Source organism: Antarctobacter sediminis (genome assembly GCF_019218285.1).
Classification (GTDB): domain Bacteria; phylum Pseudomonadota; class Alphaproteobacteria; order Rhodobacterales; family Rhodobacteraceae; genus Antarctobacter; species Antarctobacter sediminis.
Genome location: NZ_JAHUZG010000002.1, coordinates 15,225 through 31,823, shown reverse-complemented (window position 1 = coordinate 31,823; position 16,599 = coordinate 15,225). Strand labels below are relative to the sequence as shown.

Genomic DNA, 16,599 nt, shown 5'->3' with positions numbered 1-16,599 from the left:
GACAACTTAGGCTTGCGCATAGGCCGAATGTCGAGCAACCTGATTGAGGTAAATTGTTTGATCTATTAGAAGATAAATGAGCCTCAATATCACCAAGATCGACATTCGGAACTTCCGCTCGGCCCGGAACCTGTCGCTGTCAACAGGTAAATTGGCCGTTTTGGTAGGCAAGAACGACTCAGGCAAGTCGAACGTCCTCAGGGCCCTTAACCTGTTCTTCAATGGCCGGACAATGCCCGACAGTGTCCTCAACTTCGACGTGGATCACAGCGTTTTCAACAACCCTAAAAAGCGTGCAAGAGAAATCTCCATCACGCTCGAAATCAAGATGCCGGAGACGTACAAGGCCACGAACGGCGACTTCGTCGTTTGGGAGCGCCGCTGGCGGTCCGAAGGGTTGGTTCATGATGAATACTCTGGGCGGCGGCAGGTGGCTGGTCCACGCGGTGGCACCAAACTCGAAACAGTGGAAATTCCTCAAAAGTCCAACGCTCATGCACTGTTGCGAAACATCAATTTCGTCTATGTCCCTGCGATAAAGGACTTGGAGTACTTTTCGGAACTCCGTGCAAGTATCTACGACATCATTGCCGAGGTGGCGGACAGGGAATTCCGGAACTCAAGCCAAGACTTCGAACAATCGATTTCCCACCAACTTGAAGACCTAACGCAACAGATTACGGCGTCTCTAGGGTTCAGATCCCGCTTGGCACTACCCAAGGACCTCAGTCATATTTTCGAAAGCCTCGATTTTCTGAGCGAAGGTCAGGACATTTCGCTTGATGCTCGGGGCGACGGGATCAAGGCTCGACATATTCCCCTGATCCTCAAATTCATGGCAGATAAGAAGCGCGGCCTTCAGGGTCGGGGAGCCCAACCACACACGTTCATCTGGGGATACGAAGAGCCGGAAAACAATCTAGAATTGTCCAGCTGCGTTGAGCTCGCCGATCAGTTTTGGGACTTCATTGACCATGGTGTCTCACAGGTATTCCTGACCACGCATTCACCGGTGTTTTACAACCTGCACCGCAAACAGGAAGTGGGTGAGAGCCGGATTTCCTGCCACCACATCTTTCGAGAGGCGGGTGAGGTTGGAACTAAACAGGCCACTGAGCTTGGCGATCTTGACGATCGGATGGGAACCACGGCCTTGTTCGCACCTATGGTGACGGAGTTGGAAGACAGGGTCCGACGCCAGGAACAAGCCCGTGCCGACGTGGAACAGCTTGCCTTGGCCAACCGTCGGAAAATCTTTGTCGAAGGCGATTCCGACAAACTCATCATCGACAAGGCCCTGGAAGTTTTTGCGGCTGAAAGGGTTGCCGAAATCGATGTTGAAACCAAAGTCGGGGCTGGCATCAACTATGTGATCGACATGCTTCATTCATGGCGGAGCCGTGCAAAGCACCATCCAGAACTACCCAAGGCAGCGGGCCTGCTTGACCTCGACCCAGAAGCGAAGACCGCCCTCAAAAAGTGGAATGATATCCCCGACAATATCAAGTCGGCGAAGTGCTTCAAGCTGCCCACGCCACCGCATCTGATCCCAGTGCTGCAGGCCGGGTTCCGGGTGCCGATTGTTCTTGAATGTCTATATGACAAGGCAGCGTGGGTCTGGGCCGACGATCGCGGGCATCTCAAAGCCAGGAACGTTCCCGGTGTGATCTCGAACGAACTTAACAGCCAGATCGTAAACGCCGAGACCACATTGGATGATCACTTGCATGAGGACTGGGCGATCTTCGTCAAGAAGGAGTTCGAACAGGCAGGCAAGGGGTCGATGGCCAGGCACTACGCGAACAAAACCAATGGTGATTTCGGTGCTCTGATGCCCTTCATGGAGCCCTTGGTAGCTGAGATTGTGGCCTACCTGTTTCCAGAGGGAGAAGAAGCAGAACAATCGGGAGGTGGGCCAGGTAAACAGGAAGTTGGGGCATAGCAATGAGCATGTCGGGTTTGACGAAAAAGGTCGCAATCTTCAGTTTCTCTTTAAAGTTAAAGACATAGCAGTCGTTCGTCTGCCGTGGGGTGAATGGCAAGTTCGGGCCGAGATCGCGCGGAGCAACATTTCACCATCAGGTCGACAGCAGTATCGTCATTCGCAAGGCAAGTGACTGCGGACCTTGGCCTCACGATCGCCAGGGTTGCAGTGGGCGAAGTCATGTGGATTGGTGAGAGCGAAACCTGAGATTGGATCCGAGATGCGCCCAACAGAGCCCCGAGCTTTCCGTGACCCAAGTGCGATACAGGCCCGATGCGCCATGCTCAATGACCCGCATATGGCTCCGCTTACGGCCTATGTGCGAGAGCTCCGAAGTGAAGTGAAGGGAAGGGAAATGTACCTGACTTCGACCCACTGGACGGAGGTGTGAATGCGGCGATCCTCTTTCTGATGGAAAAGCCTAAGCCAATGACCGACGACATGGCTCTCGCCGGTCGTGTAGGCTCAGGCTTTGTCTCACGAGACAACGATGACCCGACTGCCGCTGCAATATTCACCTTCATGGCAAAGGCGGCTATCGGAAGGCAACATAGTATTCTCTGGAACACGGTTCCTTGGTGGAACGGCACGCGTTCCATTAAGAAGGAGGAACTGGTCGCAGGGAAAGAGCGACTGGATGAGCTATTGAAGTTGCTGCCGAAGCTGGCAGTTGTAGTTGGCGTAGGAAGCAAAGCTCAATCAGCGGAGAACTCAATCGCAGCTCGAGGCGTCCCATTCATTCGATCGGCACATCCATCGCCGATCAACCGTGCCTCGCGTCCTGCATTATGGGCGTCCATCCCAGATCAGTGGAGCGAGGCAAAGAAATACGCGCCGATATAAAACACGGACTTCCTTGGCGGGGCTGCTCTTCACATACTCCAAGAATCGGGGGGCTCCCCTGTGCGCGCCGAGCATGGGCGACGTGATGCATGGGCAGATACCTCAATGTCTGCTTTGAAGAAGCTGCGCCGCAGCTACGGGCTACCGAACAAGCGACTGGTCTGGGCCGGCAGCGGTCATTCTCTGCGCGATCCATGAACAGCAGTTGTGGGCCGTTCGCGGTGATCCGACGGTCGGGGCGGAGAGCCATCATTCGCTACGGGCGCGCGGAGAACTGCGGGCACGCGGAAAAGCTGACATTCAGTTAACCCCAAGCCGCCGCCTACGTGTTCAACGCGTAGGGTTAGAAACCGGTACTCTTTTCGAACGCTGAGTTCGATTAAAACCTATCGGAGGCAGCAGACATCATGTATTCGAGCGTTGGAGTGGCTTTGAAACGCTAAAGATAAAATTTGACTATTCGAATGACTTCGCTTCCCAGTCATCAAGCGCGAGTTCATCAAGAATTCTCGGAGAAAGTTTTGCCATTAAGGGCTCCAATTCAAGCATCACGCATCGCAGCACGTTTTCGACGGCGGCGCAGAAGTCTTGGGAGGCGGCATATAGGTTAGGTTGCATGACATAGGTGTTCTTAATCTTGACGCTACGATCAAGAAAATCCGGGTGGGTGTCGAATGCTTTTTGGCCAAAGATTTTATCCTTTACCTTTCGGAAAATCTCCAACGAGGACAGGAGCAAGATCCCGCCCGCTCCTGTTTGAAGGTAGGGGTTTGGGACGGGTTGCCCTTTGACCCAAGAGTATCTATCGTCTGCTTCTACAATTTTGCAGATCCTCAGTGCGAAAGCGTCTGCTTCAAATTCTTCTCGATGCGCGTCACCCATAGGTCCAACTGTCCGACCATGGTTTAGTGCATGATGCGCATATTCATGCGAGAGACCGAAAATCTCCATAGAGAATGCGACGTGCTCCATTTGCAGTATTTCGACTTTGGTCGACGGCTTGTAGGGAGCCAAAATGTGCGTCCCTGTCAGTGCAAATGAAAAAAAGATACGCCACCAGTAGAAGATGAGATCAGGGCGTTTTCGAAGCTCTTTTCTGAGAAGATTTTCATCGAAATCGATACCAACGGACGTGGGTGCCAAAAGCACTGTCCGAATGTAGGCTCGAGAAACAAGCCCGCAGTATCGCGTAAAGAAAGACCCCATCGTAATGATCGATTGGTCAGTCATAACCACGTTCACCTTTGAGAGGAATGGCCCCGCCTTCGGTTCGATTGCAAAGTGAACTTTGTCCCTGTTTGCCAGATTTAGTTGAGCGGCCGCATTTTCTATCGGTTGGGAAAGGCGTTGTAGCGCGGCTTCGGTAAAGCGTGCAACGCCCGGGCTGGTTGTCGGCGCTTCATCGCTCAGTGTTTTGTGAATCTGCTCTCTCGAATCGATTTCATCATCGCTCCAGCCCGCGTCAGATAATGCTTGCCGATTACTGGCTGCGTCTCGGCCGGGATGAACGTAGTCCGGGTCATCAAACGTTGACCATTCGTTATTTTTTGCCCGATCAAGCATTTGAGACCAAAGCTCGATTGCTTCCCTCTTGAATGCGCTGGTTTTGGGCATCGGCTGTCTCCAAGTCTCGACGAGAATATCGTCTCCCCACATGAGCTAAATATATTGAGCTGCGCAAGCCTTAGCGCAGGATCCATAAACCCGGTGGATGGCAGCAAAGTAGGCTGCGCGTGCAACATTTGAACAGATCATTCAACGTCGGCTTTGGGTCGACCATGTCTGACAGCCCGAGGTCAACTTCAAGATTGACGCGTTGATCCCTTCTGCTCGCGGCTCAAGAAGATCGACGTATTTGCACGCACTTGGCCGAGTTGGAGAGACCGGCTAAAGAGGAGCTCAAGGCCATGTCAGGAGGAAAGAGAGTGGTAAAAAAGTTCCCCGAATTGAAAGAACATCAGGCCCGCATCGAGCAGGCATTAGACACTGCCAAGCCCGAGATGGTCGCACAAGGCAAGGCACTTCTGTCTGCAAACTGCGAGCAATATATCGAAGCCCAAGGTTTCGACGCAGAAAAATTGCTGGGCATAATTGCCGTCAAGTATCAAGCCGACGAGACGATTTCTTACAAAGAGCTCTACGAAACCTGCCACAGGACAAACGGCAAATGGGGCAAGGAGATCGGCATGGCCGCCGCCCGCTTCTGCACAGGTGCAGCTTCCATATGGGGGTGGGCCAATGGCTACCCCGGCATGAACGACGCTGTGGTTAACGGCCAGACCGACAAGCGCGGCGATGGTGCAGCCACTATGGACTACTTGAAGGACTGACCAGCCCGAAATTGTTCCGGAAGGGCCCCATACGGGCGACCTTCTTTGCGCGGAAACTGAATTGCCGCTTTCGGGAAGCCGCGCTGCGGCATCAAGCAGTGGCCAATGGCGGCTCTGGGCCGGGAGTGACGGCATCGCAGCTGCCGCCGAGCGTCCGATGCGACGTGGTTCGCTGCCTACTCCTTCAAAGCCTTCCACTCGTCCACAAGACGGGCGGTAAACTCGGGGGGCAACTGGGCCACCACGATATAGCTGCTGCGTTCGTCGAGGTGGTAGACTTGGACGGTATGCTTCCGCCCGTGTCCGGTCTCGATTTGATCTTCCGCCATTGGCGGGACATCAAACACGCCTCGTTCCGCTAATCGCTTGACGCTACGCTTTACGTCATCGTGGCGCTTTTCCAGCAGCTCCACGATCTCGCGGCTGCTCATGGTCAGCGGTGCAGGTTCATCTTTCAGGAAAAGGATCATCTTGCGACACTATTTTCGCCAAAGAATCGCACGCTCAAAAAACCAGAAGCGAAAACGGCAATCGACAAGGTGGGTGAAAAGGTGGATTTTTGGAACGCGCCATCCACAAAAGTGATATTTTTCAATTATTTACATGAAATTCATGGTGCCCCCACACGGACTCGAACCGCGGACCTACTGATTACAAATCAGTTGCTCTACCAGCTGAGCTATAGGGGCCTCAATGGCTTTGGCCGAGCCCGTCTTTAGCAGCGCGGCGCAGGGCTGACAACTGTGAAAACCGGGTCGACCTGGGAATGATTGGCGATTTTGCTCTTGGGGCCGGCAGAGTGTCGGAAGCGACGAAAACGGCGCGTGCGGGTTTTTGATCCGAGGGGACGCCTCGCGGGGATGACTGTAAGAATTTTCTGAACGGAACGGTGAGAAATAGTCAATTTTTTTAATCCCGACCCTCGGCTAATCGGTCCGGAGGCATCCAGTGATTGGGAGGATCAGGGGCTATGACTTTCAAGGTAAATTCCGGACCGGCGATGAACCGGCGTACGCTGATGTCGTCGATGGCCGCCGCGGGGGCGATGATGGCCACTGGCGCGCGTGGTGCATGGGCGGCAACACCGAGCCGGGGTGGCCATGTCCGCGTGGGCGTGCGCGGTGGATCGACCACAGACTCGCTGGATCCGGGCACCTACAGCCACGCCTTCATGCGGACCATGGGGTTTGCCTATTGCAACACGCTGGTCGAGGTCGACGGCAACAACCAGATCCGCCCCGAGCTGCTGGAATCCTTCGAGGCCGAGAAGGGTGCCGCGACGTGGGTCTTCCGCCTGCGTCCCGGGATCACCTTCCACGACGGCAAGCCGCTGACCGCGGATGATATCATCGCCAACGTCAACCACCACATCCGCCCGGACAGCACCTCGGGCGTGAAGGCGACGCTGGCCTCCATCGCCGAGATGAAGCGTGAGGACGATCTGACCGTCCGTTTCATCCTGAACTCGGGCAACGCCGATTTCCCGGCGGTCTTTACCGACTACCGCATGATGATCATGCCTGGCAAAGACGGTGCGTTGGACTACAACGCACGTGTCGGTACCGGCGGCTACATTCTCAAGGAATGGGAACCGGGCGTTCGCGCCACGCTGGAGCGCAACCCGAATTACTGGCGCGATGACCGCGCGTTCTTTGACAGTGCCGACATCCTGTCGATCTCTGACCCGACCACCAAGCAGAACGCTTTGATGACCGGTTCAATCGACATCATGGATCAGGTCGATCTCAAGACCGTCCACCTGATGCGTCGGAACAAGAACATCGTGGTGGAACAGACCAAAGGTGGCCTGCATCACACCTACGCGATGAACACCACTCTGGTGCCGTTTGACAATGCCGACGTCCGCATGGCGCTGAAATACGGTATCGACCGTGAAGCGCTGCTGCAAAAGGTCCTCCGCGGGTTCGGCTCGGTCGGCAACGACCATCCGATCGCGCCGACGATGCGCTATCACGCTGCTGACATCGAACAGCGTCAATACGATCCCGACCGCGCCAAGCACCACCTCAAGAAGGCCGGGCTCGACTCGCTCGACCTGTCTCTGTCGGTGTCGGACGGCCTGTATCTGGGCGCCACCGACGGTGTGACGCTCTATTCCGAGCAACTGGCTGCGGCCGGCATCAACCTTGGAATCGACCGCCTGCCGAACGATGGCTACTGGACCGACGTCTGGATGAAGCGCCCCTTCGCGGCAGCCTACTGGGGCACCCGGGCGACCGAGGACATGATCCTGTCCGCCGCCTACCAGTCCGGCGCCAAGTGGAACGAGTCCTTCTGGAGCAACGAGCGCTTCGACAAGCTGCTGGTCGAAGCGCGGACCGAGCTGGACGAAGGCAAGCGCGCGGATCTTTACCGCGAGATGCAGCTTCTGGTGCGCGACGAGGGCGGCACCGTGGTTCCGCTTTTTGCCGACAACGTCTTTGCCATGAGCACCAAGATCGGCCACCCCGACGCCATGTCCGGCGCCTGGGAACTGGACGGCGGGCGTTCGATCGAACGCTGGTGGTTCAAAGCCTGATCCCAAGCTTTCGAAGGCGCCGTGGCGATCCCTCCCGTCACGACGCCCTTGGTGCAGCGGCAGGATCTGCCGCTGCCATTTCCAAACACCGTCCGGGAGCCCGACATGGAACAGCTTTGGCGGATGATCTTTCAGCGGCTGGGCCTTGGCCTTGTTACGCTGTTTGTCATTTCACTCATCATCTTCGCCTCGATCGAGTTGCTTCCGGGCGATATCGCGGAAGAAATCCTTGGCCAGTCGGCAACGCCGGAATCCGTGGCCGCATTTCGCGCCGAGATGGGGTTGGATCGCCCCCCGCACGAACGTTACCTGGAATGGGTCGGTGGCATATTCACCGGGGATTTCGGCGTCTCGCTGTCCAGCCGCCGCCCGATCTCCGAGCTAATGGCCTCGCGCATTGGCCACACCCTGTTCCTGGCCATCTACGCGGCGGCCATCGCGGTGCCGCTTGCGCTGGCGCTTGGCATCCTTGCAGCGCTGTTCCGCAATTCGGTCTTTGACCGTGTGGTGAATATCGGGGCGCTGTCTTCGGTCTCGTTCCCCGAGTTCTTCCTGGGTTACATCCTGATCTACTTCCTCGCGCAGTCGGGGCTGTTCCCGGCGGTGGCCGACATCCGGCCGGAGATGCCGTTGCTGGAAAAGCTTTACGCCTCTTTCCTGCCGGCGCTGACGCTGACGCTGGTGGTTACGGCGCATATGATGCGCATGACCCGCGCGGCGATCATCAACCTGTTGGCTTCGCCCTATATCGAGATGGCGCGCCTCAAGGGGGTTCCGCCCGCCCGTATCATCCTGCGCCACGCGCTGCCCAACGCGCTGGCCCCGATCATCAACGTCGTCGCACTGAACCTTGCCTATTTGATCACCGGTGTCGTCGTGGTCGAGGTGGTGTTCTTCTACCCGGGACTGGGTCAGTTGCTGGTCGACTCGGTGTCGAAACGTGACGTCTTTGTCGTGCAGGCGGCCAGCCTGATCTTTGCGGCGGCCTACGTGCTGCTGAATTTGTTGGCTGATGTCCTTGCGACCCTGTCCAACCCCCGCCTGACCCACACGCGCTGAGGATCCTTATGTCGAGCTTTCTCAAGACACTCCGCACCGCGCCGCCGACTGCCCTGTTCGGCATGTTCATCATAACCCTCTACATCTTTGTGGCCATCTTTGCCCCGGTGATCGCGCCCTACGGCGAACGTGAGATCGTCGATGCCGAGTTTATGCCCTGGAGCACCGAATACCTGCTGGGAACCGACAACCTTGGCCGGGACATGTTCAGCCGGATCATCTATGGCGCGCGCAACACCGTGGGCATCGCCGTACTGACAACGATCCTGGCCTTCCTCGTCGGCACGGTGCTTGGCATCCTTGCCGCGATCCGCGGCGGCTGGCTGGATCAGTTGCTGGGCCGCTCGGTGGATGTGCTGATGGCGATCCCCTCGCTGATCTTCAAGCTGCTGCTGCTGACGATCTTTGGCACCTCGGTGCTCAGCATGGTGGTCATCATCGCGCTGGTGGACTCGACCCGCGTTTTCCGACTGGCCCGAGCGGTATCCATGAACATCGTGGTGATGGACTATATCGAGGCCGCGCGTCTGCGTGGCGACGGGTTGTGGCGGCTGATCACGCGAGAGATCCTGCCCAACGCGGCGGCACCGCTGGCGGCTGAATTCGGCCTGCGCTTCTGCTTTGTTTTCCTTGCCATCTCGGCGTTGTCCTTCCTAGGACTGGGGATCAAGCCGCCGACCGCCGACTGGGGGTCCATGGTGCGCGACAACGCCAGCCTGATCTCCTTTGGCGATATCACGCCGCTTGTTCCCGCAGCGGCCATCGCCTTCCTCACCATCGGCGTCAACTTTGTCGTTGACTGGATGCTGCACCGCGCCAGCGGCCTGAAGGACTGAGTGACATGACCGACAAGAACACCTTGCTGGAGATCAAAGGCCTGCGCATCGAAGGCCGTTCTGACGAGCACTGGACCGAGATCGTGAAAGGGGTCGACCTGACCCTGAACCGCGGTGAAGTGCTGGGCCTGATCGGTGAATCCGGCGCCGGGAAATCGACCATCGGGTTGGCTGCGATGGGCTATGCGCGGGACGGATGCCGCATCAGCGGCGGGTCCATCCTGTTTGACGGCATCGACCTGCGGGCCGCCAAGGAAAAGACACGACGCGGCCTGCGCGGCAATCGCATCGCCTATGTGGCGCAATCGGCGGCGGCGAGCTTTAACCCCGCGCACCGTCTGATCGACCAATACGCCGAGGGGCCGGTGCTGCATGGGGTCATGTCCCGGTCCGAGGCCGAACGTGACGCGATGGAGCTGTATCAGCGAATGCGCCTGCCGAACCCGGACGAAATCGGCTTTCGTTATCCGCATCAGGTGTCCGGCGGGCAATTGCAGCGCGCCATGACGGCCATGGCGATGGCCTGCCGTCCCGACCTGATCGTCTTTGACGAACCCACGACCGCGCTGGACGTGACCACCCAGATCGAAGTGTTGTCCGCCATCCGCGACATCGTGCGCCGGTTCGACACCGCAGCGATCTATATCACGCATGATCTGGCCGTGGTTGCGCAGATGGCAGACAAGATCAAGGTTCTGCTCAAGGGCGAAGAAGTCGAAGAAGCCCCCACGCGTGAAATGCTTGCCGCGCCGAAAAAGGACTATACCAAGAGCCTCTGGGCGGTGAGGTCTTTTGAACGCAAGGCCCATGCAGCGCCCGCCGCCGGCAGCACGCCGGTGATTTCGGTCCGCAATGTCACCGCATCTTATGGTGCGGCACCTGTGTTGAAGGACGTCAGCTTTGACATCCACAAGGGCCAGACCGTCGCGGTTGTTGGTGAATCCGGGTCAGGCAAATCGACCACGGCGCGGGTGATCACCGGCTTGCTGCCGGCCTCCGCGGGCGAGGTCTGCCTTGACGGTGTGCCGCTGGCCCCCCGGTACGCGGCCCGGTCCAAGGACCAGTTGCGCAAGATCCAGATGATCTACCAGATGGCGGATACGGCGCTGAATCCCAAACAGCGTATCCGCGAAATCATCGGCTGGCCTGCGTCGTTGTACCTTGGGCTCAGGGGCAAGGCGCTGGACAACCGGGTGCGCGAATTGTTGGACCTGATCGAACTGGACCCGGACCGTTTCATCGACCGCCTGCCCAGCGAATTGTCCGGCGGTCAAAAACAGCGGATCGGCATCGCGCGGGCGCTGGCTGCGGAACCAGAATTCATCATCTGCGACGAGGTCACTTCGGCGCTGGACCAACTGGTGGCCGAGGGGATCCTGAAACTGCTGGACCGGCTGCAAGGCGAACTGGGCCTGTCCTACATGTTCATCACTCATGACATCGCCACCGTGCGCGCCATCGCGGACGAAGTTGTGGTGATGAAGGCCGGAAATGTTGTCGAGGCCGGTCCGAAAGAGGCGATATTCACGCCGCCTCACGCGCCTTATACCGAATTGCTGCTGTCTTCGGTGCCGGAAATGGATCCCGACTGGCTGGACGGCGTGATCGCGGAACGTGAGCGCGCGGCAAAAACGGCCTGATCCGATCCTGCGCAGCGGGCCGGGGCCGGCCCGCCGCCGCCTATGTAGGGGCGTCGATTTCAATTCCGTCCCGTGCGGCCTCGGCCTCCAGCCACTCCCACAACAGTTGCACGCGCTTCAGCCGTTGCTTGTGGGGCAGGGCGGTGAGGAAATAGCTGGGCACCGTCGGTTTCTCCGATGGATCCAGAGTGAACGGCACGCAAAGCCGTCCCTCGGCCACCATACGTTCGGCATTGGCCCGGTTGCCAAGGGCCACGCCGATCCCGCGGGATGCGGCCTCGAACGCGTGCAACGAATAGCTGACAAAGAGATAGCGCTGTTTCGTGGCCCAGCTGTAGTGCGACAAAAGCGTCTTCCACGAGGTCAGTCGGCGTTCGGTTTCGATCAGGGTCAGGCCCTTCAGCGACTCCAGCGATGTAAGGCGATGCCGGTCCGCCAGTTCACGGGTCGCAAGAACTGCCACGTCATCCTTGAGAATGCGTTGCGACACCAGATCGGGATCGGGTTCGAAACGGTATTCCAGTGCCACGTCGATCCCGCGCTCCTCGGGATCAAAGGTCATGCGGTCGATGATCCGTAGATCGTATTCCGGATGCTGTTGCATGAATCCCGGCAAACGCGGCATCAGCCACATGGAAACCAGCGTCGGCGGCGCGGCCAGCGTCACGGTTTCGCGGACCTTCCGCTGGGAGGCGACGGTTGTTGCCCGCGCGATGGCCTCAAGGCTGGGGCGCACTTCGACAAGGTAATCCTTCGCGGTTTCAGTCAGCACAAGGCTACGCCCACGCCGCACGAAAAGCGGCGATCCAAGGAAATCCTCAAGGTTCGAAATCTGGTGGCTGACAGCTGGCGGCGTCACGCAAAGCTCTTGCGCGGCAAGCCTGACACCACCCAGTCTGGCGACCGCTTCGAACACACGTAAGGCATTGAGAGGAGGGAGATTTTGCGCGGACATGGAAGGCTTTCCTGCTGTTAGAAATAACTAAATGATCCCGTTAGAAAATGTCAATTTTTTTTCCAGAACGGAGGGCCGATAACCCGTCGAAGTCACCGACTCTGCGCCCGGTTGCGGCGTCGGCAATGGTTAAGGCTGGAGGAGACAATCGGATGAAGCCGCTGACGGGAATACTCGTGGTCTCGGTCGAACAGGCGCTTGCTGCGCCCTTGTGCACGGCGCGGCTTGCCGATGCCGGTGCCCGCGTGATCAAGATCGAACGCAGCGAAGGCGACTTTGCGCGGGGCTATGACAAGGCCGCCAAAGGGTCGAGTTCATATTTCGCCTGGACCAACCAGGGGAAGGAATCGATCGCGCTGAATTTTCGCGAGGCAGAGGATGCGGCGCTGCTGGACCGTGTGCTTTCGCAGGCAGATGTCTTTATCCAGAATCTCGCCCCCGGGGCCATGGCCCGGGCCGGATTTGGCTCGGCCGAACTGCGCGAGAAATATCCGCAGCTGATCACCGTCGACATCACCGGCTACGGTGAAAGCGAGGCGGTCAGCCATCTCAAGGCATATGATTTCCTGATTCAGGCCGAGGCCGGTCTGACCGCGATCAGCGGTGGCGAAAACGAACTTGGCCGCATCGGCGTGTCGATTTGCGATATCGGGGCGGGCATGACCTGCCACGCGGCCGTGCTTGAGGCGCTGTTGCGGCGCGAGAAGACAGGGCAGGGGACCGCAATCGCAGTTTCGCTGTTCGACGTGGCCGCCGACTGGATGAGCGTACCGCTGATCCATGCCGAACATGGCAAGGGCGCGCCGAAACGCGTTGGTCTGCGCCATCCCAGCATGGCCCCCTACGGCGCGTTCGAAACGTCGGAAGGCGCGCTGACCATCCTGTCGATCCAGAACGAACGCGAATGGCAACGGTTCTGCCAGGAGGTTCTGCGCTCGAACACCGCCGGTGCGGATCCAAGGTTCGAATCCAACAACAGCCGTGTCCAAAACCGCGACGCGCTGGAAGAGATGATCACCGCCGTGTCGATCCAGCTGACCCAGCAGGACTTCCGCGACCGGCTGGCCAACGCCAACATCGCCTTTGGCGGCGTGAACAGTGTCGACGACCTTGGCGGTCATCCCGCCCTGCGGCGGCGCTCGGTCAGCACTGAAGGCGGTGAGACGCTGGACATTCCCGCGGCCCCCATTCGCTGGCTTGAAGACGATGCCGCGCCGGTCATGGCATCGGCCCCGGCGATCGACCAGCACGGCTCGGCCATCCGCGCCGAGTTCGCCTGACCTGACTTCAAGGGAAAGACCATGACACAACATGTCCGCGAATGGATCGGCCGCAGCGAAGTCTGGCATGACACGCTGCGCGCGCAACCCGCGTGCTTCATGCAGGCCACCATCGGTCGCGAACCCGACCTGAAGGACGGTGACGCCCTGCCGCCGCTTTGGCACTGGCTGTATTTCCTCGAGGCGAAACCAGCCGGCGTGCTGGGGCGCGACGGCCACCCGCAAAAGGGTGGTTTCCTGCCGCCGGTCGAACTGCCACGCCGCATGTGGGCCGGTGGCCGATTCGAATTCCACGAGCCGTTGCGCCTTGGGGATGACGTCCGCAAGGTCTCGACCATCAAGGACGTGGTGGAAAAGGACGGTCGCAGCGGCAAGCTGTGTTTCGTCACCGTCAGGCACGAGATGTTTTCAGGCGGGCAGCTTGCCGTGACCGAAGAGCACGACATCGTCTATCGCGAGGATCCGGCCCCCGACGCGCCAAGGCCCGTTCCGGCAAAGGCCCCGGAAAATGCTGAGTTCTCTGAGGAAATTCATCCAACCCAGGTCATGCTGTTCCGCTATTCGGCGCTGACCTTCAACGGCCACCGGATCCACTACGACGTGGATTATGCCCGTCAGGTCGAAGGGTATGACGGGTTGGTCTTTCACGGGCCGCTGACTGCGACGCTTTTGGTGGATCTTGCCAGTCGCAAGATGGGGCGCACCCCGCGCGCCTTTTCCTTCCGTGGTTTGTCGCCGCTGTCTGGATTGACGCCGTTCCGGGTCGAGGGACGATCGGCAGAAAACGCTATGGATTTGTGGGCAACGCGCAACGACGGCGCGCTTGCCATGTCGGCCAAGGCCGAGTTCTAAGGATAGGCAAATGTTGAAACCCCTCGCTCAGACCTTCTCCGAGCGTTTCGCCGAATGGGCCACGCAATCGGACCTTCGGATGGCCGATCAGGACCGGGCCGAAGCCCGGTTCACGCTGGTCGATACCCTCGCCTGTACGGTCGTGGGTACGCAAGAGCAGCAGCCCGTTGCAGCTGTCGAGGCCGCGCTTTTCGGTCAGCAGGACGGCAGCGTGATGCCTGTCGGCGGCGGACAGAAGTTGTCCCTGACGGGCGCGGCGCTGGTTAATGGTGCCCGTGCCCATGCCATCGACTTCGATGACTACGAGCTTTCGGGGTCCAGCCATGCCAGCGCCCCGATCTACAGCGCCCTGTTTGCGCTGGCCGGGGTCGTTCCGATGACCGTTGACCAGATCTGTGATGCCTGGATCGTCGGGTATGAGGCGATCATCTGGATGGGCATGGCCATGGGCTATCGCCACTATGACATCGGTTGGCATTCGACCTCGACGTTGGGGCCGGTGGGCGCGGCGGCGGCGGCGTCCCGCGCGCTTGGCCTGTCGGCGGGGCAGATGTCGAACGCGATGGCGCTGGCGGCCAGCTCTGCCGCGGGTCTCAAGATGCAGTTCGGTAGCGATGCCAAGGCGTTGCACGCTGGTCTGGCTGCGCAGGCCGGTGTTCAGGCGGCGCTTTTGGCGCGGGCCGGTGCGACGGCGAACAACCGTCTGTGGCACGGCAAATATGGTTTCGCCAGCCTTTATGGCGGCGAAGATGCCGCCGGGTTCGACGACGTGCTGTGCACCATGCAGCCCGGTCGCGCGCTGGAGAAATTTCCCGTCATTCGCAAGCTTTGGCCCAGCTGCGCCTACACGCACCGCCCCATCGCAGCGGCGGAACGTCTGCACAAACGGCTTCGGGCGGGCGACGAGATCGCGTCGATCACGGTCCGGATGCCAGAGCCCTTCCACCGGGTGGCCGGGTTCTTTGTGCCCACAAACGATGCCGAGGCGCGTTTCTCGGTCAGCTATTGTGTGGTTGTCGGCCTGCTGATCGGCCATGTCTCGCCCGAGGATTTCCGCGAGCATCGCTTTACGGATGCCACCCGTGTCCGCATGACGCAGGACGTGGTTCTGGACCTCTATGACCTGCCCAAGGGCGACGCCGGGGACATCGGTCCTTCGACCCCGGAACGCATCGTGGTGACGCTGACCGATGGTCGCGTTCTGGAAGAGGTGGTCGAACATGTCCCCGGCGGCGTTTCGCTGCCCATGACGCGCGAACAACTGCTGCGCAAAGTCGCGGATTGCGGGTGTTCCACCGATCTCGCACAGGCCTTCCTGAGCGTTGATGGCGCGACCGCGCTTGCCGATACCGGCATGCTGTCTCAGGTCGGCCATGCCTGAGGCCGGGCTTTTGGTGAAGGGTGGCGCCACAGAGATGCTGTGGCGCTCACTGCTCTATACGCCGGGGCACCAGCCGGCGCTGGCGGCCAAAGCGGCCCGCAGCGCGGCGGATGTGGTGATCCTCGACCTCGAGGACGCGGTGCCGCCGGATGCCAAGGCGCTGGCCCGCAAGTGCATTCTTGAAAGCGCGCCGGTTCTGGCAGCGGCGGGCAAAGAGGTGGCGGTGCGGATCAATTCGCCCGCCGAAATGCAGCGCGCCGATCTGGCGGCCGCGGTTGCGGCCGGGGCGGATATTGTCATTGTGCCCAAGGTTGAAAGCGCCGCGCAGATCCGTGACATCGCCGACCAGCTTGCAGCGCTGGAACCCCCGGGCCGACATACCGCGCTGATCGCATTGATCGAAACGCCACTTGGCCTGCATGAGGCGCGATCCATCGCGTTGGCGCATCCGCGGTTGCGGGCAATCAACCTCGGGACCGAGGATTTCGCCCGCGAAATGGGGATGGAGCCGGATTGGGACAGTCTGCTGTATCCAAGCCAGCAGGTCGCCATAGCGGCCAAGGCCGCCGGTATCGCGGCCTTGGGCTATGCCGGCAGCATCGCCGGGTTCCGCGACATCGATGCCTTTGCCAAGATGTTGAAGAAGTCCTCTCGCCTGGGGTTCGAGGGGGGCTTTGCGATCCATCCGTCCCAGCTTGCCCCGCTGAACGCAGCCTTTTCGCCCGGAGATGCGGAAATCGCATTGGCCAGGGAAATCGTGGCCAGGTTCGAAGAGGCCAGGGCGCAGGGTGTCGGAGCCATTTCCGTTCAGGGGCGCATGGTCGATCTGCCGGTCGCACAGCGGGCCGAGGCGCAATTGCGCCGGGCCGAGCTTTGCCGTTCCCGAGAGGCGGGCTGAGC

General features: G+C 59.5%; 14 protein-coding genes and 1 tRNA gene. 11 read left to right on the top strand and 4 right to left on the bottom strand.

Translation table 11 applies throughout. The features are described from left to right. Positions 1-76 precede the first annotated feature (76 nt). A complete protein-coding gene (locus KJP30_RS07815) occupies positions 77-1,942 on the top strand; it encodes an ATP-dependent nuclease (RefSeq protein ID WP_218448484.1) in 1,866 nt (621 codons plus the stop codon). 471 nt (positions 1,943-2,413) lie between these two features. Then, entirely contained in the window at positions 2,414-2,827 is a 414-nt protein-coding gene (locus tag KJP30_RS07810) for a uracil-DNA glycosylase (RefSeq protein WP_246594449.1), read from the top strand. A gap of 456 nt (positions 2,828-3,283) precedes the next feature. Here the strand turns inward: KJP30_RS07810 and KJP30_RS07805 are convergent, their stop codons facing one another. Continuing rightward, on the bottom strand, positions 3,284-4,441 hold the full coding sequence (locus KJP30_RS07805; RefSeq protein WP_218448483.1) for a M48 family metalloprotease: 1,158 nt from the start codon (positions 4,439-4,441) through the stop codon (positions 3,284-3,286). A 311-nt stretch (positions 4,442-4,752) separates the two neighbouring features. Here KJP30_RS07805 and KJP30_RS07800 point away from each other — a divergent pair, with 311 nt between their 5' ends. Beyond that, a complete protein-coding gene (locus KJP30_RS07800) occupies positions 4,753-5,157 on the top strand; it encodes a hypothetical protein (protein ID WP_218448482.1) in 405 nt (134 codons plus the stop codon). 176 nt (positions 5,158-5,333) lie between these two features. On the opposite strand, the gene KJP30_RS07795 is transcribed toward KJP30_RS07800, so the two are convergent. Next, positions 5,334-5,627: a Rha family transcriptional regulator gene (locus KJP30_RS07795; protein WP_218448481.1), complete on the bottom strand. Its 294-nt coding sequence runs from the start codon at positions 5,625-5,627 to the stop codon at positions 5,334-5,336. A 143-nt stretch (positions 5,628-5,770) separates the two neighbouring features. Next, positions 5,771-5,846: transfer RNA gene (locus tag KJP30_RS07790), tRNA-Thr, on the bottom strand. A 281-nt stretch (positions 5,847-6,127) separates the two neighbouring features. On the opposite strand from KJP30_RS07790, the gene KJP30_RS07785 reads away from it, so the two are divergent. From KJP30_RS07785 to KJP30_RS07770, 4 genes are all read left to right on the top strand, one after another. After that, a complete protein-coding gene (locus tag KJP30_RS07785) occupies positions 6,128-7,696 on the top strand; it encodes an ABC transporter substrate-binding protein (RefSeq protein WP_218448480.1) in 1,569 nt (522 codons plus the stop codon). A gap of 105 nt (positions 7,697-7,801) precedes the next feature. Beyond that, positions 7,802-8,755, top strand: coding sequence for an ABC transporter permease (locus tag KJP30_RS07780; RefSeq protein WP_218448479.1), 954 nt, complete (start codon positions 7,802-7,804; stop codon positions 8,753-8,755). Between the two features lie 8 nt (positions 8,756-8,763). Beyond that, on the top strand, positions 8,764-9,591 hold the full coding sequence (locus KJP30_RS07775; RefSeq protein ID WP_218448478.1) for an ABC transporter permease: 828 nt from the start codon (positions 8,764-8,766) through the stop codon (positions 9,589-9,591). Between the two features lie 5 nt (positions 9,592-9,596). Next, entirely contained in the window at positions 9,597-11,231 is a 1,635-nt protein-coding gene (locus KJP30_RS07770) for an ABC transporter ATP-binding protein (RefSeq protein ID WP_218448477.1), read from the top strand. A 40-nt stretch (positions 11,232-11,271) separates the two neighbouring features. Here KJP30_RS07770 and KJP30_RS07765 read toward each other — a convergent pair whose 3' ends face one another. Beyond that, positions 11,272-12,186, bottom strand: a complete 915-nt coding sequence (locus KJP30_RS07765; RefSeq protein WP_218448476.1) for a LysR substrate-binding domain-containing protein — start codon at positions 12,184-12,186, stop codon at positions 11,272-11,274. 152 nt (positions 12,187-12,338) lie between these two features. On the opposite strand from KJP30_RS07765, the gene KJP30_RS07760 reads away from it, so the two are divergent. The 4 genes from KJP30_RS07760 to KJP30_RS07745 are packed head-to-tail and all read left to right on the top strand — an operon-like array spanning position 12,339 to position 16,597. Further along, on the top strand, positions 12,339-13,466 hold the full coding sequence (locus tag KJP30_RS07760; RefSeq protein WP_224874065.1) for a CaiB/BaiF CoA transferase family protein: 1,128 nt from the start codon (positions 12,339-12,341) through the stop codon (positions 13,464-13,466). Positions 13,467-13,487: 21 nt separating this feature from the next. Next, positions 13,488-14,318, top strand: coding sequence for an HTD2 family dehydratase (locus KJP30_RS07755; RefSeq protein WP_218448474.1), 831 nt, complete (start codon positions 13,488-13,490; stop codon positions 14,316-14,318). A 10-nt stretch (positions 14,319-14,328) separates the two neighbouring features. Beyond that, on the top strand, positions 14,329-15,699 hold the full coding sequence (locus KJP30_RS07750; protein WP_218448473.1) for an MmgE/PrpD family protein: 1,371 nt from the start codon (positions 14,329-14,331) through the stop codon (positions 15,697-15,699). Then, positions 15,692-16,597, top strand: coding sequence for an HpcH/HpaI aldolase/citrate lyase family protein (locus tag KJP30_RS07745; protein ID WP_218448472.1), 906 nt, complete (start codon positions 15,692-15,694; stop codon positions 16,595-16,597). The genes KJP30_RS07750 and KJP30_RS07745 overlap by 8 nt, the downstream gene beginning before the upstream one ends. The last annotated feature ends 2 nt before the right edge of the window (positions 16,598-16,599 follow it).